This window comes from Microtetraspora fusca, assembly GCF_001570365.1.
In the GTDB taxonomy this organism is placed as follows: Bacteria; Actinomycetota; Actinomycetes; order Streptosporangiales; family Streptosporangiaceae; genus Microtetraspora; species Microtetraspora fusca.
The window spans coordinates 34,242-52,725 of record NZ_BBYK01000078.1 but is presented as its reverse complement, the minus strand read 5'-3'; the positions used below and the strand labels follow the sequence as shown (position 1 = coordinate 52,725).

The 18,484-nt window shown below is 71.5% G+C and carries 23 protein-coding genes; 16 read left to right on the top strand and 7 right to left on the bottom strand.

Translation table 11 applies throughout. The features are described from left to right. Nucleotides 1–15: 15 nt before the first annotated feature. The 3 genes from AWQ68_RS36275 to AWQ68_RS36265 all read left to right on the top strand — a co-directional run bounded on the left by AWQ68_RS36275 (nucleotide 16) and on the right by AWQ68_RS36265 (nucleotide 4,416). On the top strand, nucleotides 16–1,137 hold the full coding sequence (locus AWQ68_RS36275) for a TFIIB-type zinc ribbon-containing protein (RefSeq protein ID WP_066949986.1): 1,122 nt from the start codon (nucleotides 16–18) through the stop codon (nucleotides 1,135–1,137). A gap of 145 nt (nucleotides 1,138–1,282) precedes the next feature. Continuing rightward, nucleotides 1,283–3,340 carry a cellulose binding domain-containing protein gene (locus AWQ68_RS36270; RefSeq protein ID WP_066949983.1) on the top strand — a complete coding sequence of 686 codons (2,058 nt, stop codon included), beginning with the start codon at nucleotides 1,283–1,285 and terminating at the stop codon, nucleotides 3,338–3,340. 125 nt (nucleotides 3,341–3,465) lie between these two features. Beyond that, a complete protein-coding gene (locus tag AWQ68_RS36265; RefSeq protein ID WP_066949981.1) occupies nucleotides 3,466–4,416 on the top strand; it encodes an MBL fold metallo-hydrolase in 951 nt (316 codons plus the stop codon). A gap of 74 nt (nucleotides 4,417–4,490) precedes the next feature. On the opposite strand, the gene rpsR is transcribed toward AWQ68_RS36265, so the two are convergent. Beyond that, nucleotides 4,491–4,718, bottom strand: coding sequence for a 30S ribosomal protein S18 (rpsR, locus tag AWQ68_RS36260; protein WP_066949978.1), 228 nt, complete (start codon nucleotides 4,716–4,718; stop codon nucleotides 4,491–4,493). Next, complete coding sequence (locus AWQ68_RS36255; protein WP_245656448.1) at nucleotides 4,715–5,857, bottom strand: CobW family GTP-binding protein; 1,143 nt, start codon at nucleotides 5,855–5,857, stop codon at nucleotides 4,715–4,717. The genes rpsR and AWQ68_RS36255 overlap by 4 nt, the downstream gene beginning before the upstream one ends. A 73-nt stretch (nucleotides 5,858–5,930) precedes the next feature. Between AWQ68_RS36255 and rpmG the strand changes: the two genes are divergently transcribed. The 8 genes from rpmG to AWQ68_RS36215 all read left to right on the top strand — a co-directional run bounded on the left by rpmG (nucleotide 5,931) and on the right by AWQ68_RS36215 (nucleotide 9,924). After that, nucleotides 5,931–6,095: a 50S ribosomal protein L33 gene (rpmG, locus tag AWQ68_RS36250; RefSeq protein ID WP_066949972.1), complete on the top strand. Its 165-nt coding sequence runs from the start codon at nucleotides 5,931–5,933 to the stop codon at nucleotides 6,093–6,095. Then, complete coding sequence (locus AWQ68_RS36245) at nucleotides 6,092–6,337, top strand: type B 50S ribosomal protein L31 (protein WP_066949968.1); 246 nt, start codon at nucleotides 6,092–6,094, stop codon at nucleotides 6,335–6,337. Before rpmG ends, AWQ68_RS36245 begins: the two co-directional genes overlap by 4 nt. Continuing rightward, nucleotides 6,337–6,573, top strand: coding sequence for a 50S ribosomal protein L28 (gene rpmB / locus AWQ68_RS36240; protein WP_066949965.1), 237 nt, complete (start codon nucleotides 6,337–6,339; stop codon nucleotides 6,571–6,573). The genes AWQ68_RS36245 and rpmB overlap by 1 nt, the downstream gene beginning before the upstream one ends. Continuing rightward, on the top strand, nucleotides 6,573–6,872 hold the full coding sequence (gene rpsN, locus AWQ68_RS36235) for a 30S ribosomal protein S14 (RefSeq protein WP_066949962.1): 300 nt from the start codon (nucleotides 6,573–6,575) through the stop codon (nucleotides 6,870–6,872). The genes rpmB and rpsN overlap by 1 nt, the downstream gene beginning before the upstream one ends. A 2-nt stretch (nucleotides 6,873–6,874) precedes the next feature. Next, a complete protein-coding gene (rpmF, locus tag AWQ68_RS36230) occupies nucleotides 6,875–7,042 on the top strand; it encodes a 50S ribosomal protein L32 (protein WP_066949959.1) in 168 nt (55 codons plus the stop codon). 289 nt (nucleotides 7,043–7,331) lie between these two features. Beyond that, the gene (locus AWQ68_RS41680; protein WP_245656446.1) at nucleotides 7,332–7,541 is read left to right on the top strand and encodes a threonine dehydratase; all 210 of its coding nucleotides are present in this window, start codon (nucleotides 7,332–7,334) and stop codon (nucleotides 7,539–7,541) included. Nucleotides 7,542–7,798: 257 nt separating this feature from the next. Further along, nucleotides 7,799–8,683, top strand: a complete 885-nt coding sequence (locus tag AWQ68_RS36220) for a TetR/AcrR family transcriptional regulator (protein WP_066949952.1) — start codon at nucleotides 7,799–7,801, stop codon at nucleotides 8,681–8,683. After that, nucleotides 8,680–9,924, top strand: a complete 1,245-nt coding sequence (locus tag AWQ68_RS36215) for an FAD-dependent oxidoreductase (protein WP_066949949.1) — start codon at nucleotides 8,680–8,682, stop codon at nucleotides 9,922–9,924. The genes AWQ68_RS36220 and AWQ68_RS36215 overlap by 4 nt, the downstream gene beginning before the upstream one ends. Before the next feature lie 330 nt (nucleotides 9,925–10,254). Here the strand turns inward: AWQ68_RS36215 and AWQ68_RS36210 are convergent, their stop codons facing one another. The 3 genes from AWQ68_RS36210 to AWQ68_RS36200 are packed head-to-tail and all read right to left on the bottom strand — an operon-like array spanning nucleotide 10,255 to nucleotide 13,467. Continuing rightward, nucleotides 10,255–11,232 (bottom strand): alpha/beta hydrolase, encoded by a 978-nt coding sequence (locus tag AWQ68_RS36210; protein ID WP_066949946.1) that lies wholly within the window; start codon nucleotides 11,230–11,232, stop codon nucleotides 10,255–10,257. 49 nt (nucleotides 11,233–11,281) lie between these two features. Next, a complete protein-coding gene (locus AWQ68_RS36205; protein ID WP_066949943.1) occupies nucleotides 11,282–12,352 on the bottom strand; it encodes a phosphotriesterase family protein in 1,071 nt (356 codons plus the stop codon). After that, the gene (locus tag AWQ68_RS36200; protein WP_066949942.1) at nucleotides 12,349–13,467 is read right to left on the bottom strand and encodes a phosphotriesterase family protein; all 1,119 of its coding nucleotides are present in this window, start codon (nucleotides 13,465–13,467) and stop codon (nucleotides 12,349–12,351) included. Before AWQ68_RS36200 ends, AWQ68_RS36205 begins: the two co-directional genes overlap by 4 nt. Nucleotides 13,468–13,642: 175 nt before the next feature. Between AWQ68_RS36200 and AWQ68_RS43160 the strand changes: the two genes are divergently transcribed. After that, nucleotides 13,643–13,948 carry a hypothetical protein gene (locus AWQ68_RS43160; protein WP_066949939.1) on the top strand — a complete coding sequence of 102 codons (306 nt, stop codon included), beginning with the start codon at nucleotides 13,643–13,645 and terminating at the stop codon, nucleotides 13,946–13,948. 410 nt (nucleotides 13,949–14,358) lie between these two features. Here AWQ68_RS43160 and AWQ68_RS36190 read toward each other — a convergent pair whose 3' ends face one another. Next, the gene (locus AWQ68_RS36190) at nucleotides 14,359–14,802 is read right to left on the bottom strand and encodes a hypothetical protein (protein WP_066949937.1); all 444 of its coding nucleotides are present in this window, start codon (nucleotides 14,800–14,802) and stop codon (nucleotides 14,359–14,361) included. Between the two features lie 244 nt (nucleotides 14,803–15,046). On the opposite strand from AWQ68_RS36190, the gene AWQ68_RS43155 reads away from it, so the two are divergent. The 3 genes from AWQ68_RS43155 to AWQ68_RS36180 are packed head-to-tail and all read left to right on the top strand — an operon-like array spanning nucleotide 15,047 to nucleotide 16,568. Beyond that, nucleotides 15,047–15,217: a hypothetical protein gene (locus AWQ68_RS43155; protein ID WP_157546301.1), complete on the top strand. Its 171-nt coding sequence runs from the start codon at nucleotides 15,047–15,049 to the stop codon at nucleotides 15,215–15,217. Nucleotides 15,218–15,235: 18 nt separating this feature from the next. Continuing rightward, nucleotides 15,236–15,772 (top strand): VOC family protein, encoded by a 537-nt coding sequence (locus AWQ68_RS36185; RefSeq protein WP_066949934.1) that lies wholly within the window; start codon nucleotides 15,236–15,238, stop codon nucleotides 15,770–15,772. After that, entirely contained in the window at nucleotides 15,765–16,568 is an 804-nt protein-coding gene (locus tag AWQ68_RS36180; protein ID WP_157546298.1) for a MerR family transcriptional regulator, read from the top strand. The genes AWQ68_RS36185 and AWQ68_RS36180 overlap by 8 nt, the downstream gene beginning before the upstream one ends. Before the next feature lie 44 nt (nucleotides 16,569–16,612). On the opposite strand, the gene AWQ68_RS36175 is transcribed toward AWQ68_RS36180, so the two are convergent. Beyond that, a complete protein-coding gene (locus tag AWQ68_RS36175; RefSeq protein ID WP_066949928.1) occupies nucleotides 16,613–17,488 on the bottom strand; it encodes an EamA family transporter in 876 nt (291 codons plus the stop codon). 46 nt (nucleotides 17,489–17,534) lie between these two features. Here AWQ68_RS36175 and AWQ68_RS36170 point away from each other — a divergent pair, with 46 nt between their 5' ends. Next, on the top strand, nucleotides 17,535–18,374 hold the full coding sequence (locus AWQ68_RS36170) for a MurR/RpiR family transcriptional regulator (protein WP_066949925.1): 840 nt from the start codon (nucleotides 17,535–17,537) through the stop codon (nucleotides 18,372–18,374). Nucleotides 18,375–18,484 lie beyond the last annotated feature (110 nt).

The following is an 18,484-nucleotide window of genomic DNA, read 5'->3' as shown; positions in this document are numbered from 1 at the left end:
CCCGGAGGACCGGTCGTGTCCGATCCCAACGTCGCCGGCGCGCAGGCCGGGTCCCGCTCCTACGCGTGCCAGTCCTGCGGCGCCGGCCTGGAGTACGCCCCGGGCACCGGGTCCATGCGCTGCCCGTACTGCGGGCGTGAGCACCCGATCGCGCCCGCCGGGCGGCCCGTCCGCGAGCACGACTACGCCGAGCTGGCCCGGATGCCGTCCAAGCCGAGGGGGATCGCCGGTGCGGCGCACCTGTTCGCCTGCCCGGGGTGCGGCGCGCGCACGGAGAGCGACACGCTGTCCGAACGGTGCCAGTTCTGCGGCACGCCCCTCGTGGCCGACGCGGCGTCCACCGAGCGGGTCGTGCCCGAGGCGATCCTTCCCTTCGGCATCGACCGGGGCGGCGCCCGCGACGCGCTGCGGAAGTGGACGTCCTCCCGCTGGTTCGCCCCCTCCAGCCTGAAGAAGGTGACCGAGGCGGAGACCTTCAAGGGGAGCTACCTGCCGTACTGGACGTACGACGCCCGCACGGTCTCCGACTACACCGGCCGGCGGGGCGATTACTACTGGGAGACCGAGACCTACACGGTCACGGAGAACGGCTCGACCCGCACCGAGACCCGGCAGGTGAGGCGGACCCGCTGGTCGCACGCCTCCGGCAGGGTGTCGCGCGACTTCGACGACGTGCTCGTCCCCGGAACGAGCCGGGTCGCCTCCGAGCGGCTGGACAAGCTCACCCCGTGGCTCCTGGACCGGGCGGTGCCGTACGAGGAGAGATACCTGGCGGGCTTCCAGACCGTGCGCTACGACATCGAGCCGGAGGACGGCCTGGAAGCGGCCAAGCGGCGCATGGCCCAGGTCATCGAGTCGGACTGCCGGCACGACATCGGCGGTGACGAGCAGCGGGTGAGCTCGGTCGACACGCGGTACTCGGACCTCACCTACAAGCTGGTGCTGCTGCCGGTCTGGTTCCTCGGCTACCTGCACGGCGGCAAGACCTGGCAGGTGATGGTGAACGCCAGCACCGGCGAGGTCATCGGGCAGCGGCCGTACAGCACCGTGCGGATCCTCGCCGCCGTCCTCGCGGGCGTGGCGGTCGTCGCTCTCATCGCGCTGCTCATCCTGAACGGCGACAACGGCGGGCGGTGACCGCTCTCGGCGGGGCCTCCGCCGGCCCGCGGCCTGAAACTTTCACGGACGGTTGACGCGCGTCGCGCGAGCCCACAGGATCATGGTGCCACCTGGTCAGGAGGGGGCGTCGAGTGAATGCCGCTGTCCATGACGAGGTGTGCCGATGCCGAAAACCCCCTTGATCACGAGAACCCCGTTACGACTCGCGTCCGCGGTCCTGCTCACGCTGGCCGCCCTGAACGTCCCCGCCGCGCACGCCGGCGAGGTCACCCCGGTCGCGGTGACCGTGGACGCCCGCGCCGCCCTCGCCGCCGTCCCCGAGACCGGCGTCGGCACGAACCATGCGATCTGGGACAGCCGGCTCGGCGCCGACGAGACCGCGGACCTGCTGAAGGACGCGGGCGTGACGCTGCTGCGCTATCCCGGCGGCTCGTACTCCGACATCTACCACTGGGCCGACCACTCCGCCCCGGGCGGTTACGTCGCTCCCGGCACCGACTTCGACACCTTCATGGGCGGCGCCCGGCGCACGGGGGCGCAGGCGATGGTGACCGCCAACTACGGCACCGGCACCGCCGAGGAGGCCGCCGCCTGGGTCCGCTACGCCAACGTCACCAAGGGGTACGGCGTCAGGTACTGGGAGATCGGCAACGAGAACTACGGCAACGGCCACTACGGCTCCGCCTGGGAGGCGGACGACCACGCCGACAAGAGCCCCGCCGAGTACGCCCGCACCGTCGTCGCCTACGCCGACGCGATGAAGGCGGTGGACCCGACCGTCAAGATCGGGGCGGTGCTGACCACGCCGGCCAACTGGCCCGACGGGCTGACCGCCGACGGCGACGACGGGACCTGGAACAAGGTCGTCCTGTCGCTCGCCGGACCGAAGATCGACTTCGTGATCCTGCACTGGTACCCCGGCGCCCTCGACAAGGCCGCCCACGTCCCCGACATGATCGACCTCACCCGCCGGCAGATCGCCGCGTACGCGGGGTCCGGGGCGGAGCGGATCGGCATCGCGATGACCGAGTTCAACACCGGGAGCAGCAGCAACGGCACGAACACCCAGCCCGGCGCGCTCGCCGCCGCCGACGCGTACGCGACGCTGCTCGCGAACGGCGTGTTCACCGTGGACTGGTGGAACGTGCACAACGGCATCGGCGCGGTCACGCAGGTCGCCGGGCACACCGACTACGGCGACTTCGGCCTGTTGTCGTCGGCGGCCTGCACCTCCGACGGCAGCGTCTGCGAGCCACCGGCGAACACACCCTTCGCCCCGTACTACGCCCTGCGGATGGTGAGCGCGTTCGCCCGGCCCGGCGATCGGTTCGTCCAGGCCGCCACCGACCACGCCAAGGTCAGCGCGCACGCCGTCCGCCGCGCCGACGGCGACCTGGCGGTCCTGCTGATCAACACCTCGTCCGACACGTCGTACCCGGTAACGATCGGCTACTCCGGCTTCAGCCCGGCCTCCGGCGCGCCCACCGTGCTGACCCACACCAACGGCGCCACCGACATCGCCCGCTCGACCTCGGGGAGCGCGACCGGCCGGACGCTGCCGCCGCTGTCCATGACCACGATCGTCGTGCGTCCCGCCTCGGCCCCGGCCGGGCTGCCCGGCGCGCCGGGGCAGCCGACGGCCTCGAACGTGACGGACACGACCGCCGCGATCTCCTGGCCGGCCGCCTCCGCCGGAACGCGTCCGATCGCGAAGTACGAGGTCTACCGCAACAACGGAGCGGTCGCGGAGCAGCTCGGCGAGACCTCCGGCACCTCCTTCACCGCGCGCAACCTCACGCCGGGCACGCGCTACACGGTCAACGTGATCGCGCGGGACAGCGGCGGCGGCGTCTCGCCGGCCTCCTCGCCGGTGACGTTCACGACCGGCACGCCCGCCACCGGCTCCTGCACCGTGCGGCTGACCGACCAGTCCGACTGGGGCAACGGCTACGTCGGCGCGATCGACATCACCAACAACGGCGCCCCGATCAACGGCTGGACCCTGCATTTCCGCTGGCCCCGGACGTGGCAGAGCCTGGGAAGCGGCTGGAGCGCCGTCTGGACGCAGAGCGGCTCCGAGGTGAAGGTCGTCAACGAGCCCGGCAACGGCTCGCTTCCCACCGGCGCGTCGACCACGATCGGCTTCGTCGGCAATTACAGCGGCCCGAACGTCCTGCCCGCCGTCTTCACCCTCAACGGAACCGTCTGCGCGACCCGGTAGCGCGCTGGCCGGGGACGTCCGTGCGGGACGTCCCCGGCCAACGCGGACGCCCGCTCGGCGCGACCCGTCCGCCGGTAGGGTTTCGCCAAGAACGCCGGGAAGCGGGTCCGGAGGGGCGGAGAGCGGTGAGCGTGGTCGACAGGGGGCCCACGGGGGCGGCGCTGCACGAGGTGGTGCCGGGCGTCTTCGCCTGGGTCCAGCCGGACGGGACGTGGTGGGTCAACAACGCGGGCGCGGTGACCGGGGCCGACGGCGTCATCGTGGTCGACACCTGCGCCACCGAGGAGCGCACCCGCCGCTTCCTGGGCGCCGTCGACGCCGCCACCGGCGGCCTGTCCGTCGTGATGGCGGTCAACACGCACCAGCACGGCGACCACACGTACGGCAACAGCGTGCTCCCCGAGACCGCCGTGATCTTCGGCCACGAGGCCATGCGCAGGGGGCTCGGCGAGGACGTGATCATCGACCGTTGCCCCGCGTTCTGGGCGCCGGTGCCCGACTGGGGGAACGTCACCAAACGTCTCCCGGGCGTCGCCGTACACGCCGAGACGACCTTGTTCACCGGCGGGCGCCGGGTCGAGCTGCGGCACCCCGGCTTCGCCGCCCACACCCCGGGCGATCTCGTCGCCTGGCTCCCCGAGGAGCGGGTCCTCTTCACCGGCGACCTGATCTTCCACGGGCTCACCCCGCTGGTGTTCATGGGCTCGGTCGAGGGCGCCCTGCGCGCGCTCGACTGGGTCGCCGCGTTCGACCCCGACCACGTCGTGCCCGGTCACGGCCCCCTGGTGGGACGGGACGGCCTGGCCGACGTGCTGGCCGCGCACGAGCGCTACTACCGGTTCATCCTCGACGTCGCCCGGGGCGGACGTGAGCGGGGGCGCACGCCGCTGGCCGCGGCGCGGGAGTGCGATCTCGGAGAGTTCCGTGACTGGGCGGACGCCGAGCGGCTGGTGCTGAACCTGCACCGCGCCTACGCGGACGCCGATGGGGGCGAGCTGGACCTGATGGCGGCCCTGCACGACGCGGTGACCTGGAACGGCGGCCCGCTGACCACCCACGTCTGCCCGTTGGACTGACGGCCGGCACGCACGAGCGGGCCGCCGTCAGGGGACGGCGGGGAACCCGGGCGGCGCCGGCACGGGAAGCGGGGTCACCCGCGGGTCCGGGAGACGTAGGGGAGCAGCGCCATCTCACGGGCGTTCTTGATCGCGCGGGCGAGCTGTCGTTGCTGCTGGACGGTGACGCCGGTGACGCGGCGGCTGCGGATCTTGCCGCGGTCGGAGACGAACTTCCGCAGCAGGTCGGTGTCCTTGTAGTCGATGTAACCGACACCGTGCAGCGGGTTGCTCTTCTTACGCGGGGTACGGCGGGGCTTCACGCGATCTCCTTCAGGTTGAGGATGGGGGCGAATGGGTCGTCGTAGCGGGTCCAGGCGGCGGGGCCGGCCCGCTCCTCGTCGCGGGTGAGCAGGCAGGAGCCGAGCAGCTCGTGGATGCGCTCGCGGTCGAGGTCCGGGCCGGTGAAGACCAGGTGCTGGACGCGGTCGCCGCTGACCGGGTGCCAGTCCAGGGTGGCGGCCACGCGGCGGGCGGGGGAGGCCGTCTCCCAGGCGGCCGCGGGCAGCGCGGCCAGCCAGGGGCCGGCGTCCTCCACCGAGACGACCCCCGCGACGGCGTCCCAGGCGAGCAGCCGGTCGTGCCGGGTCGCCAGCCAGAAGCGGCCGCGCGAGCGGACCGATGAGGTGACCAGCTCGTCCACGGCGTCGAACAGCCGGGCGGGGTGCAGCGGGCGCACGTCGTGCCACACCACCGTGGTGATCTCGTCGTCCTGGGCGTCGCAGGGGAGCTGGGCGGTGGCCGGATCGACGCGTTCGGCCAGTACGGCGGTGCACAGGGCGGCGCCCGTGGGGCGGGGCAGCGCGGTGATCTCGTGCACCGGCGTGACCGGGGCGAGGTGGGCGAGCACCGCCCGGGAGAGGTCGCCGTCCTCCTCGTCGCCGCCGTGCAGCACCAGCCCCGTGGCGTACTCGATCTGCCGGGCGAGCACCTCGGCCAGGTAGCGCCGGTCGCCTCTGGCCGCCTGCTTGCCGATCTCGGACAGCCGGTCGCCGAGGGTGATGTCGACTGGCATGCGTTCGGCGTCCAGCGCGGTGAGCACCGAGGTCAGGCGCAGGATGTCCGCGGCCTCGTCGCAGTCGATCGCCTCGGCCACGGACCGTGGTTCGACCGAGTCCCACAGGTCGACGATCAGCAGCGAGGCCGCGTCCGCCAGCCGTACGAGCTGGGGGAGGAGGTCCTCGCGGACGGTGCAGGTGACGCAGCCGTGCGCGAGCCGCACCTCGGTCAGGTCGAGCACCTCCGTCGCGTCGCGGACGACCCGCTGGACGCGGTCGGCGGTGACCGCGTGCAGGTCGTGGTGGATCGCGACGGATCCGGGGTGCTCGCTCAACAGTCGGTCGACGGTCGCCGTGCGGGCCGAGGAGTGCAGGCCGGCGACGAGGACGACGGGGGTGGACACGGGTCCTCCAGTTGCAGGAATAAAAACGGTTATCGTTATCATTGCACAGTCTGGCGATCAGAAAGGACCCGACTTGGCCAGAAACGAACTCCGCCCGGTGATCAAGATCCGCTCGACCGCCGGGACCGGCTACACGTACGTGACCACGAAGAACCGGCGCAACGACCCGGGCAGGCTCACGCTCCGCAAGTACGACCCGACCATCCGCCGCCACGTGGAGTTCCGGGAGGAACGATGAAGAAGGGCATCCACCCCGACTATCACCCCGTCGTCTTCCGGGATCCGGGTGCGCACGTCGCGTTCCTCACCCGTTCCACGATCACCAGCGACAAGACCATCGAGTGGACCGACGGCAACACCTACCCGGTGGTCGACGTCGACGTGTCCTCCGCGAGCCACCCCTTCTACACCGGCCGCAGCCGAGTCCTCGACACGGCCGGCCGTGTCGAGCGGTTCAACCAGCGCTACGGGAGGGGCTGATGTCCGCCCACTGTCAGCTCACCGGTGTCATGCCGGTCTTCGGCAACAACGTCTCCCACTCCCACCGGCGCACCCGCCGGAGGTGGAACCCCAACATCCAGCGGCGCCGCTACTGGGTGCCGAGCGAGGGCCGCTTCGTCCGGCTGACGCTCAGCGCGCGGGCGATCAAGACGGTCGACCGGATCGGCATCGAGAAGGCCGTCGCACTGATCCGCGCCCGAGGAGAGAGGATCTGATGGCCAAGAAGAGCAAGATCGCCGCCAACGAGCGGCGCAAGGCCGTCGTGGCCCGCTACGCCGAGCGGCGCGCCCGGTTGAAGGAACTCGTCCGCACCGGTACGCCCGAGGAGCGGGCGGACGCCGTGCGGGAGCTGAACCGGCAGCCGCGCGACGCCAGTGCGACCCGCGTCCGCAACCGCGATTCCGTCGACGGCCGTCCGCGCGGCCATCTGACCAGGTTCGGGCTGTCTCGCGTCCGCTTCCGCGAGATGGCCCACCGGGGCGAGCTCCCCGGCGTCACAAAGGCGAGCTGGTAGCCGTGGCCGTGCCCAAGCGCAGGACCTCGCGCAGCAACACGCGGCATCGCCGCAGCCAGTGGAAGGCGACCGTGCCCGGCCTCGTCCCGATCACCGTGAACGGGCAGGAGCTGCTGGTCCCACGCCGCCTCGTCCGCGCGTACCGGCGGGGGCTCATCACGTCTCGGTGAGACGGCGGCGCACCGGGTCGCCCATTCGGGGGGCGCGCGGACCTGTACTGGGTGACCCGGTCGCCGTGATTTGTCGGTTTTTACCGCTTCTGTGTGCTTCTGAGGAGAAACGGCGTTGCCCGTGAACGACTCACGGGTACGAGGTCGCTGACCGGCGGCGGGAGCACCGCCATGACCAGCAGTGGGGTGGAGACCAGTGACCACATCTGCCGAGCACCGTCAGCATCGGAATCACGACCATGTCCACGGAGCCGATTGCGGGCATGTCGCCGTCCCGCACGGTGACCACGTGGACTACGTCCACGACGGCTGCATGCACCGGGTGCACGAGGGCCACGTCGACGAGTGCGAGCCGTCCGGCCACGTGCCGCACGGCGATCACGACCACCAGCATGGGCCGGGGTGCGGACACGTGGCCGTCCCGCACGGCGACCACGTGGACTACGTCCATGACGGTCACCGCCATGCCGGGCACAACGGGCACTGGGACGACCACTGACCCCGTTCGCCTCGCCGACGGGACGACCCGGGCCACCGCCGCTGCGGTGTCCGATCCTCATGGTGGAGGGCGCGGGCTGTCGCGACCGGGTCCTGGAGAACATCGCCCCGGCTGCGCGCGGAGGTGTTGCCCCGCCTTCGTGACCTCGGCCGGCGCGACGGCCGGTCGTCGGATAGGGCGCTCCTACCCGCGTGTCCGCACATGGCTCAAATAATTCATCTCTTGATGAAACTCGATTAAGGCGTACGCTTATAGCTATGTCACCGAGAGATGAATTCGATCGTCGGCAGGACGCCGAGCGTGCGGAGGTCCCCTCCGAGTTGGTCCGGGCCGCGCTCCACGCCGCAGCCAGGCTGCGCAGGGACGTGGCCGACGTGCCGATACTCGCGATCGCCCAGGAGGCCGGGATCTCGCGCAGCACGCTGCTGCGCCGCCTGGGGGGCACCCGCCAGGCGCTGGACGAGGCGGTGCGCGCCGCCGGGGTGGACCCCGGCGGGCAGCGGCCGGTGCGCGACCGCGCCGTCGAGGCCGCGGCGCACCTGATCGGCGAGCAGGGCCTCGCCGCGGCCACCCTGGAGGCGGTCGCCGCCGCCGCCCAGTGCTCGGTGCACAGCCTGTATGCGACCTTCGGCGGCCGGGACGAACTGCTGCGCGCGGTCTTCGAGCGCTACAGCCCGATCCTGGACCTTGAGGAGACGCTGTCCGGGCCGCCGGCCGACCTGGCCGAGACGGTCCGCCGGGTCTACCGCCTGCTGGTCGACGGGCTCACCCGCCCGCCCCGGGTGCTGCCGGCCGTTCTCGCCCAGGCCCTGGCCAGGCCGCACGACGAGGGCGCGGGCATCCTGGCCCAGCACTTCGCGCCGCGCCTGCTCGGCGGGCTCGGGCGGTGGCTGGCCGCCGAAGTGGCCGCGGGCCGCGTCCGCGACCTGCCGCTCCTGCTGCTCATCCACCAGATGGCCGGCCCGCTGGTGTTCCACTTCCTGCTGCGCCCGATCGGCGAGCGCGTTCCGGACGTGGTCCTGCCCAGCGTTGAGGAGGCCTGCGAGGTGTTCGCCGAGACGTTCCTGCGTGCCGTCGCCCTTCCCGAGCCACCGGCCGGGGCGGACGGACATCCCCTACCGCATCGAGAGGAGCTTCGATGAGCGAGACCACGACGTGTGTGATCATCGGCGGAGGGCCCGCCGGGATGGTGCTGGGCCTGTTACTGGCCCGGGCCGGAGTGGAGGTCACCGTCCTGGAGAAGCACGCCGACTTCCTGCGCGACTTCCGCGGCGACACCGTTCACCCGACCACCCTCGCCCTGCTGGACGAGCTCGGCCTGGGCGAGCGCTTCGCCGCGCTGCCGCACAGCCGGGTGGAGCGGCTGGCGTTCGAGCTGCCGGGCGGCCGCCGGCTGCCGCTGGGCGACTTCAGCCGCCTGCGCGTCGCGCACCCCTACGTCGCCATGGTCCCGCAATGGGACCTGCTCAACCTGCTGGCCCAGGCCGGACAGGAGGAGCGCGCGTTCACCCTGCGCATGAGCACCGAGGTCACCGGCCTGCTCCGCGAGAACGGCAGGGTGACCGGCGTCCGCTACTCCGGCCCGGACGGCCCCGGCGAGCTGCGCGCCGACCTCACCGTGGCCTGCGACGGCCGCTGGTCGCTCGCCCGCCGCGACTCCGGGCTGCCGGTGCGGGAGTTCCCGGTCGGCATCGACGTCTGGTGGTTCCGGGTCCCGGTCCAGGGAACGGTCCCTCCGGCCCTGACTCCGCGCTTCGGCCACGGCAAGGCCATCGCCGTGATCCCCCGCGAGGGCTACCTGCAGATCGCCTACCTCGGCCGCAAAGGCGGCGACGCGGCACTGCGCGCACGCGGTCTCGAGGCGTTCCGCCGCGACATCGTAGAGATCGCGCCCGAGCTCGCCGGCGGCATCGGCGCCCTGGAGTCGATGGACGACGTCAAGCACCTGGACGTGCGGCTGAACCGGCTGCGGCGCTGGCACACCGACGGGCTGCTGTGCATCGGGGACGCCGCCCACGCCATGTCCCCGATCGGCGGGGTCGGCATCAACCTGGCCGTCCAGGACGCCGTGGCCGCCGCCCGGCTGCTCGCCGCCCCGCTCAGGCGGCACCGCGTCACCGGGCGCGACCTGGACGCGGTGCGCCGCAGGCGCCTCCTGCCCACCGCGGTGACCCAGGGCCTGCAGAGGCTCCTGCACAGGGGCATGATGGAGCCGGTCCTCGCCGGCAGGCGCCTCGCTCCGCCCAAGCCGCTCGTGGCCCTGCTCACCGCCGTGCCGGCTCTGTCGGCCGTGCCCGCGTACGTCATCGGGGTGGGCGTCCGCCCCGAGCGCGCCCCCGTCTTCGCCCGCCGGGCGCCGAGGAAGCCCGTCCGCTCCGCCTGAACGGCGACGACGGCGGAGCTCGGCGGGGCACGGCCTCGGCCTGACCGGCACGGGACCGGCGGGCCTCGGCATGTACGTCGTCGAGCGGAAACAGGAAAACGGCGGGGTGCGTGAATTCCGGATCCGGGGTCCGGCCCCGCCGCCGGACGAATTCAGGAATGCCGGAATGGCGGCGTGGCGGTCGATTTTCAGCCCGGCCGCGGGGCGAGCCGTTCCCCCTGCACGGGGACGGCGATCTCGGGAGAGGCACGGGAGGCACCTCTCCGCCGCGCGACGCTCCGATTCGGGGATCAGCGGCTCAGACCCGGGGGCTCCTTCGGGTGCCGCTGTTCAGAGGTCGAGCACGCGGCACAGCCACGACAGCCGCGTCGCGACGGCGGCCCGGGTCACCTCGTGATCGGGGGCGAAGATGTCGAAGCCGTGGAAGGCGCCGTTCCAGATGTGCAGCTCCGCCTGTCCGCCCGCGGCCCAGATGCGGGACGCGTACGCCACGTCCTCGTCGCGGAACAGCTCGGCGCTGCCCGCCTCGACGAACGCGGGCGGCAGGCCGGACAGGTCGGTCGCCCGCGCGGGCGCGGCGTAGATCGACACGTCGGCGGCGGGGTCGCCCGCCTTCTCGCCGAGCAACGCCCGCCACGCGACCAGGTTCAGCGCGCGCTGCCAGGTGCCGAGGCCGTCGTACTGGCGGCTCGACACCGTCGTGTTGCCGTCGTCGAGCATCGGGCACAGCAGCATCTGCCCAGCGAGACGCGGTCCCCCGCGGTCGCGGGCCAGCAGGGCGACCCCGGCCGAGAGGCCGCCTCCGGCGCTGCCGCCCATGACGACGACCCGCCGGGAATCGACACCGAGCTCGGCGGCGTTCTCCGACATCCACGCCAGCCCGGCGTAGCAGTCCTCGACCGGGGCGGGGTCGGGGTTCTCCGGGGCGAGGCGATATTCGACGTTGACGGCGACGACGCCGAGCTCCTCGACGAGGGCGACGAGGCGCGGGGCGTCCTGGTCGCGGTGGCCGCTGATCATGCCGCCGCCGTGGATGTTGTAGAGCCCCGGGACCGGAGCCGTCAGGCCGCGCGGACGCAGCACGGTGATCTCGAGGTCCGGAGCGCCGTCGGGTCCGGGGATCCTCCGCTCCTCGGCGTCGATCTCCCGCGCGCCGATGGCCTCGGCGACCGTAAGCGTGGGGACGGCCCCGCCCGCTTCACGGATCAGCGGGATGGTCTCGAGGGACGGCGCGGGCCCCTCCATCCGCGGCATCCGGTCGAGCACCGCGTTCAGGGCCGGGTCGAAGGGGACTGGGACGACGGGCATGGTTCTCCCCTCATGGAGTGATCGGAGCAGGGCGGACGGAGGGTCCGGATCACCGCGGTTCCGCGAAGGTGAGCGCGCGCGCCGGGTTCTCGACCATGATCAGGTGGATGGCGTCCTCGCTCACGCCGAGGCGGCGCAGGGCGGGCAGGAAGTACCGCGGGATGTAGTCGTAGCCCTTGCCGCCGTACTTTTTGAGCTGGATCTTCTGGCACACGTCGTGGCCGAGCACGATCTGGCGCGCGTAGCCCCGTTCGACCAGGTCCGCGATGCCGCGGATCACCTTGTGGTCGCTGGCCAGGACGAGGTGGCCCCACGGGCTGCCGGGCGAGGCCATGAAGTCGAACTCGACGAAGACGCCGCGCGCGAGGAGACGGTCGCCGAACGCGGGGTCCGCGAGGACGTCCATGCCGTGGCCGAAGACGACGTTCGACGGCGCGACGCCCTCCTCCTCCAGGATGTCCAGCACCCGGAACTTCTCCTCGCCGACGCCGCCGACGTGGAAGGTGATGGGAGCGCCCGTGATCCTGCTCGCGCGGCCGCTCGCCCGCACGCTCTTCAGCTCGTTGCCGGTCAGCGGCGCCGACTCCGCCCCGACCTCGCCGATGACGCCCGAACGGACGCCGGTGCCGTCCGCCCCGATCACGATGTCGCGCACGATGACGTCGGTGAGCTCGTCGACGGTGCGCTCGTCCATGTCCGCCGGGTGGAAGGTCGGGGTGTACCAGCCACCGCCCATGACGACGTTGAGACCGCTCGCGTGGGAGAGCCGCAGCAGCGACTCGGGGTCCCGCCCCAGGCCGATGGGGGAGACCTCGACCAGCGTTCGTCCTCCGCAGTGGGCGAAGGCGAGCACCTCCGCGAGCATCTCGTCGAAGTCGCCCATCACGTCGTTGTCGGCGTTCGGGGCCCCGTGGCGTACGCGGGCGAGGTTGGCGAGGGTGAGCGGCTCGGCGGCCTCGGGGGAGTCCTCGCCCGGACGGTGGAAGCGCGGCGGCCGCCGCAGGTCGACGAAGACGTGCTCGTGCATGAGCGTCTCCCCGAGAGTCGCCGGATCGACCGGACCCGCGACGGTGAGCGCCTTGCCGGCGATGTTCGGGATCTCGAAGGGGTGGCGGCTCACGAGTCTGCCTTCGTGGTCGGGACGCCGAGGAGTCGCTGAGGGTTCCGCACGGTGACGGCCTCGATGAGGGCGTCGTCCGCCCCCAGCATCCTCAGGTACGGGACGAACTGCTGGAGGAGGAAGCCGTAGCCGCCACCGCCGTAGGCGAGGAGCCGCGACTTGGCCGAGACGTCCTGCGACAGCAGGATCCGGCCGGCGTGGCCGCGGCGGGCGAGCTCGATCACGGCCGCGGCGACGTCCTGGTCGTCGGACACGCTCAGCACCGACGGCAGCCGGCCGAGCTGGTCGAACTGCACGAACACGCCGCGCCGCAGGAGCGGTTCCAGCTCGTCCGGGTGGGGAGAGAGGGCGTCGCAGTGCCCGACGGCGACCCGCGCGAGGTCCGCGCCCTCCTCGGCGAGCAGGTCGAGGACCCGCTGCTGGGCAGCGGGGTCGCCGGAACGGGCGAGCGAGATCGCGGCGCCCGTGGCCGCCGACGCCCGAGCCGCCGCGACGAGGACGGCGCGCTCGGCGGGCTCGTCCGGATCGAGCGCCGCGAGCTCGCCGATGATGCCCGCCCGCACCCCGTCGACGCCGTCGGTGAGGTCCCGGACGATCTCGTCGGTGAGGCTTCCGACGTCGCGTCCGGCGAGTCCGCCGACCCACGCCGGGTGGTACCAGCCCGCGCCCATGACGACGGTGAGCCCGGTCGCCTCGGAGATCCGGCGCAGGCCGGCCGGATCGCGGCCGAGACCGACGGTCGTGACGTCCACCAGCGTGCTCCCGCCGGCGGCCGCGAACGCGGCGGCCTCGTTCACCGCGAGCTGCTCGTCGCCGAGCAGCCAGTCGTCCCTGTTCGGCGAGCCCATGGCGATCTCGCCCAGCAGCTCCATGGTGAGCGGCGCGCGGTAGAGCCACTGCCGGCTCGCGGTGGCGGGGCGGGTGCGGCCGACCGCCGCCCAGGATTCGGGGGTGTCGCCGGGCATGGCGAAATCGCTCAGGAGGTGCTCGTGGGAGAGGACCGCGCCGAGGGAGTTCGCGGGGACCTCGCCGGTGACGGTGACGACCGTCTCCCGCGATGCCCGCGCGGCTGTGGGCGCCTGTGCCGCTCCTGCGGTCGAGTCGGTAGTGGACACGCGATCAATATAATGCATGCGACACCATATCGTATAGGATATTACCGATCCTGGCCGCGTTCCGTTCCGGCTCGTCGCCACCTCATCCCAATAAGCGGTATTTGCTCCGGTTGTCGCTCATGTGGCGCGTCTCCGATGGCATCCTGGAGAGCCGACGATCACGAGGAGATCAGTGATGGCGCACCCTCTCGACACGCAGGTCGCCCTTCGGCGCACCCCGCTCGCCGCGGACGAGAGGGCCCGAGCCGTGGCGGGCTTCACTACCTTGGTCGCCGAGCACCTCGCCGCCAGCGGTCGGTTCAGGGTGAGCGCCGACACCCCGGAGTTGGTGGGGGTGTTCCAGACGGTCGCCCGCAGGGTGGGGGACATGCTCGGCCGGCCGGTGGTCAGCTACGCCAACGGCAGGTACATGGTGATCACCTTCGGCCAGGAGGAGATCCCGGGAGGCGCGGACGAGGGCGTCCGCTCGGTGGAGGGCTGACCGGCCACGTCGTCACCGTCCAGACCGACGGGTCCGTCCGGCCTCTCTGTGCGGAAAGCGGGCGTTCGCCGCAACGCTGGACCGCCACGAAGAGGCGCGCCTGGAGTTCGTCGAGTGGGATCCTGCCGGTGCGCACCACAGCCCGGCCGGCCCCAGCGGTAGGGCCTCGCACACAGTCGAGCGCCCCGCCACCCTGACGAAGGGTGGCGGGGCGCTCTGCTGTAGATCAGCCGGCCGGCTCCCATATGAGCCGGCAGCTTCGTTCGCGGTCCTCCACTGGATGGCAAGAGCCGAACCGATTCGTGGACGTTCAGGTCCTGCGGATCGATACGCGTCCCTCCGCCGTTCCTCCTACCGGCTTTGAGTGCGGCAACGGCGCATGCCACCGATTTTTAATTGAGTGAGACCGACTATCTCAGCACTGTGTCCCCGATGAGCCCGTTGAACGGGACGTCGAAGCCCCGGTCATCCCTGACCTCACGCTCCCGCCGCACCTCCGGCTGGCTGACCCGGATGTTGTTGATCACGAACTGGCGCTGACGCTGGTGCTGGCGCTGCTCGTCGCGCTGCTGCTGGTGGTTGCGGTTGTGGTTGCGGTTCCAGTTGCGGTTGTGGCTGGAGCTGGGGCGCCAGCAGGTGACGCTGACCGGCCTCGACACCGTGACCGGCTTCGACACCGTGACCGGCTTCACCACCGTGACCGGCTTCGGGGCCGGCGGGGGGATGTAGCCGCCGGCCTGGACGATGGCGGCGCTCGCCGCAGTGACGGTGGTAGCGGCACCCAGCGCGACTGCCCCACCGGTCAACGCGGCGCCCACGGAGAGCAGCCCGACGAGACTCTTGAACTTGGACATGGCGATTCTCCTCCGAAAAGGAATCGATTCCTCTAGACGCTCGAGCATCTCCGCCATCCATGCCGGAGAATGCCCCGGATAGCCCCCGATGGGGCTATTTCCGCATCGTGTGGATCTCCGGCGCCGTGAGACGACAAACACCGCCATTCCGTTCTTAGGCAGCTCTTGTCGTGTTATTGATCAACTGGGGCCCGGATCACGGTCTGATCGTGGTCTGGCCGGAAGGCGCGCAGCCGGAGTCCGCGTGACGGGCTTTCTCAGGGGCAACCTGCGGGAGATGCACGAGCCGATCGCGGCGGGCATCGGCATCGAGCTGGCGGCCGAGGGCGACGACTGGACGCTCAAGTCCAAGGTTGGTCGCATCGTTGGGGTAGGGCGAGATTCGCGGACCCGGCTTGACCCTCACGTAGCGTGAGGCTGGAGGGTGGGGTGCATGAGCGACTACTACAACGCGTTTGAGATGAGTCCCGTGCCCGCTCCCGGCCCGGACGCGGTTCCGCCGGAGCCGTTCCGTGGCATCTATGGAATGCCCGCGTTCGTGACGATCCCCACGAGCGATTTGGCGGCGTCGATGGACTTCTGGATTCGTGGGCTCGGGTTCTTCGAGCTGTTCAGCATCCCCGGCAGGCTTGTGCATCTGCGCCGGTGGGCGTTCCAGGACGTACTTCTCCTCCTGGCGCCGAGCGTTCCGGAGCAGGCACCAGCGATGAGCTTCAGTTTCGCGTGCGTGCTCAGCCAGGTCGATTCCCTTGTCGAGGCCTGTCGTGCGTTGCGCCCGAACTCGGTCGACGGTCCACGGGATACTCCGTGGAACACCCGCGATGTGGAGGTGATCACCCCCGAGAACGCACGGATCGTTTTCACTGCGGCGAAGCCCTTTGATCCGGCGAGTCAGGAGGCCCGGAACCTTGAAGCCATCGGGATCACTCCACCGGGGGTCGGTCCCGGCGACAATGAGGAGCATGCCTGATGCCACTGACGCCGATGGCCTGACCGTCGGTCAGGTCTCGACGCGTCTGGGCGTGACAGTCCGCGCGCTGCACCACTGGGATGAGATCGGTCTGGCGCGACCGTCGCTGCGCACGGCTGCCGGATACCGGCTCTACACCGCCGGTGATCTGGAACGCCTCCACCGCATCGCCGTCTACCGTGAGATCGGTCTCGGCCTGGACAGGATTCAGGCCATCTTGGACGACTCGACCGCAGACGTGCCCGGCGCATTGCGCGTGCAGCGCGCCCAGGTCGCTGAACGGATCGACCGCCTCCAGCAGCTCAGCGCCGGACTGGATCGGATGATCGACGCCCACGAGCGCGGCCTGCTGCTGACCGTCGAGCAGCAGGCCGCGATCTTCGGCCCCCAGTGGAACCCGGACTGGCCCGCCCAAGCCCGTCAGCGCTACGGAGACACGACGCAATGGCTGCAGTACGCCGAACGCTCAGCCTCTCGCGGTCCGGAGGAATGGCAGGCCATCGCCGACGCCATCGCCGGCCTCGACCGCGCCCTCGGGGATGCGATGGACGCCGGCGTCACACCTGGGAGCCCAGAAGCGAATCAACTCGTCGAGCGGCACCGCGAAGTTTTTGCTTCGTACTTTCCCCTCACCAGGCAGATGCAGGTCTGTCTCGGCCGCAGGTTCGAGGCCGATCCGGCATTCGCCGCCCACTACGACGGCATCCGCGCCGGCCTTGCCACGTGGTTCCGTCGAATCATCGACGCCGGCGCGCGCGCCCACGGCATCGACCCCGACACCGCGACCTGGCAGTAGAGTCGCCGCGACTTCGGGTGACGCCGAAGGCGCGACGTTCCGCCTCACCCGTGGGCCAGCTCCAGTACGGCGATGCCGGCCAGGACGGTGACGGCGGCGGTGACCCGGAGGACACCGAAGCGTTCGCGGAAGATCAGCGTGCCGATCAGGGCGGCGACGACGATGCTCGTCTCGCGCAGGGCCGCGACGGTGGCCAGGTCGCCGCGGGACTGCGCCCACACGACCAGCCCGTACGCCAGCAGGGAGAGCACCCCTCCCGCCAGCCCGCGCCCGTACACGGGGCGCACCTGGTCGATGAGGGAGCGGCCCCGCCGCATCCAGGCGATCAACGGCAGTATCGGTCCCTGGCAGAGGAACATCCGGGCGATGTACCCGGCGACCGTTTCCGACTGCCGAACGCCGGTGCCGTCGACGACCGTGTAGAGGGCGATCATCGCTCCGGTGCCGAGCGCGGCGGCCAGCGCCGGCAGTTGGGCCCGGCCGGGTATGCCGTCCGCGAGCGCCAGTCCGGCCAGCCCACACGAGATCACCACCACCCCGACGACGTCCTCGGGCGGTAGGGACCGATCGAGCACGGTCACGGACAGCACGGCGACCAGCAGGGGCGACGCGCCGCGCGCCACCGGGTACATCTGCCCGAAGTCGCCGAGCTGGTACGACCGCAGCAGCAGGACCTGGTACCCGACCTGCAGCACGGCCGAGGCGGCGATGAACGGCCACGCCGCGGCGTTCGGCACCGGCGTGAGGCAGACCATCACGGCGGCGCACCCGGTGTAGGCGAGGTTGATCAGGGTGAACGCGACCAGCTTGTCCTTCATACCGTGTGCCAGCGCGTTCCACACGGCGTGCAGCATCGCCGCCGCCAGCACCACGGCGGTTACGGTACGCGCGCCCTCCGACGACGGCACGACGCCAGGCATGGAACGCCCCCAATCGCGGAACAGATTTCCAAAGTACTCTAACTCTATGGAAGAACGTTCCGTAGCCCTCGCGGCCCATGTGCGCGCACACCTGTCCGAGCTGCGCGACACCGAGGCCCGCGTCGCGCAGGTCATCCTCGACAAGGGCGCGGACCTGGTGCATCTCAGCGTCAGCGACGTCGCCGCGCTCGCCCGCACCGCGCCGTCATCCGTCGTACGCGCCTGCCAGCGCCTCGGCTTTCGAGGGTTCCAGGAGGTGAAGATCGCCGCAGCCCGCGAGGCTCCGCCTCCCCGTCCTTCCCGTGATCGGGACCCCGCGTCCCGTGCGCTCGCCGACACGGTGCGCGCCGCGCGGGACGCCCTCGACGGGCTGGCCGCCACCCTCCCCGTGGACCGCCTGCGTGAGGCGGCGCAGACACTGCACGCGGCGACACGCGTTCTCGTCGTCGGAGCCGGGCTGTCCGGCGCCGTGGTCGCGGACGCCGCGTATCGCCTGCGGGCCCTGGGCTCCGTCGTGGACGCCCCGCTTGACCCGATCACCGCCCAGTTGGCCGCCGGCCAGCTCCCGGCGTCCGCCGCCTGTCTGGCCGTCAGCCACACCGGCGCGACCCGCAGCACGGTGGACGCCGCCCGCCGCGCCCGCCAGGGAGGTGCGAGCGTCATCGCTCTCACCAGCTACGCCCGCTCTCCCCTGAGCGAGACCAGCACCGTCACACTTGTCGCCGGCGGGCAGGACCTCGTCTTCGGGCTCGAAACCGTCGCGAGCCGCCTGGCCCACCTCGCCGTGGTCGACGCGCTGACCCTGACCCTGCTCTCCCTGCGCGGCGCCACCGCCGAACAGGCACTGCGGCTGTCGGCCGACGTCACGGCCGACCACGCGTACTGACACGTCGCCGTCCGCGCGGACCTCCGGGCGGGTCGGCTCTCGGATCGGGACAGGTGAGCGCGCGGGCCGGCGACTTCACTAGAGTGCCACCACAGTCAAAATCTATGGGG

Excerpts from the sequence above, each read along its gene's own strand:
- AWQ68_RS36270 (WP_066949983.1), top strand. The coding sequence starts at position 1,283 with ATGCCGAAAACCCCCTTGATCACGAGAACCCCGTTACGACTCGCGTCC.
- AWQ68_RS36245 (WP_066949968.1), top strand. The coding sequence starts at position 6,092 with ATGAAGAAGGGCATCCACCCCGACTATCACCCCGTCGTCTTCCGGGAT.
- rpmB (WP_066949965.1), top strand. The coding sequence starts at position 6,337 with ATGTCCGCCCACTGTCAGCTCACCGGTGTCATGCCGGTCTTCGGCAAC.
- rpsN (WP_066949962.1), top strand. The coding sequence starts at position 6,573 with ATGGCCAAGAAGAGCAAGATCGCCGCCAACGAGCGGCGCAAGGCCGTC.
- AWQ68_RS36220 (WP_066949952.1), top strand. The coding sequence starts at position 7,799 with ATGTCACCGAGAGATGAATTCGATCGTCGGCAGGACGCCGAGCGTGCG.
- AWQ68_RS36215 (WP_066949949.1), top strand. The coding sequence starts at position 8,680 with ATGAGCGAGACCACGACGTGTGTGATCATCGGCGGAGGGCCCGCCGGG.
- AWQ68_RS36210 (WP_066949946.1), bottom strand. The coding sequence starts at position 11,232 with ATGCCCGTCGTCCCAGTCCCCTTCGACCCGGCCCTGAACGCGGTGCTC.
- AWQ68_RS43160 (WP_066949939.1), top strand. The coding sequence starts at position 13,643 with ATGGCGCACCCTCTCGACACGCAGGTCGCCCTTCGGCGCACCCCGCTC.
- AWQ68_RS36190 (WP_066949937.1), bottom strand. The coding sequence starts at position 14,802 with ATGTCCAAGTTCAAGAGTCTCGTCGGGCTGCTCTCCGTGGGCGCCGCG.
- AWQ68_RS36185 (WP_066949934.1), top strand. The coding sequence starts at position 15,236 with ATGAGCGACTACTACAACGCGTTTGAGATGAGTCCCGTGCCCGCTCCC.
- AWQ68_RS36180 (WP_157546298.1), top strand. The coding sequence starts at position 15,765 with ATGCCTGATGCCACTGACGCCGATGGCCTGACCGTCGGTCAGGTCTCG.
- AWQ68_RS36175 (WP_066949928.1), bottom strand. The coding sequence starts at position 17,488 with ATGCCTGGCGTCGTGCCGTCGTCGGAGGGCGCGCGTACCGTAACCGCC.
- AWQ68_RS36170 (WP_066949925.1), top strand. The coding sequence starts at position 17,535 with ATGGAAGAACGTTCCGTAGCCCTCGCGGCCCATGTGCGCGCACACCTG.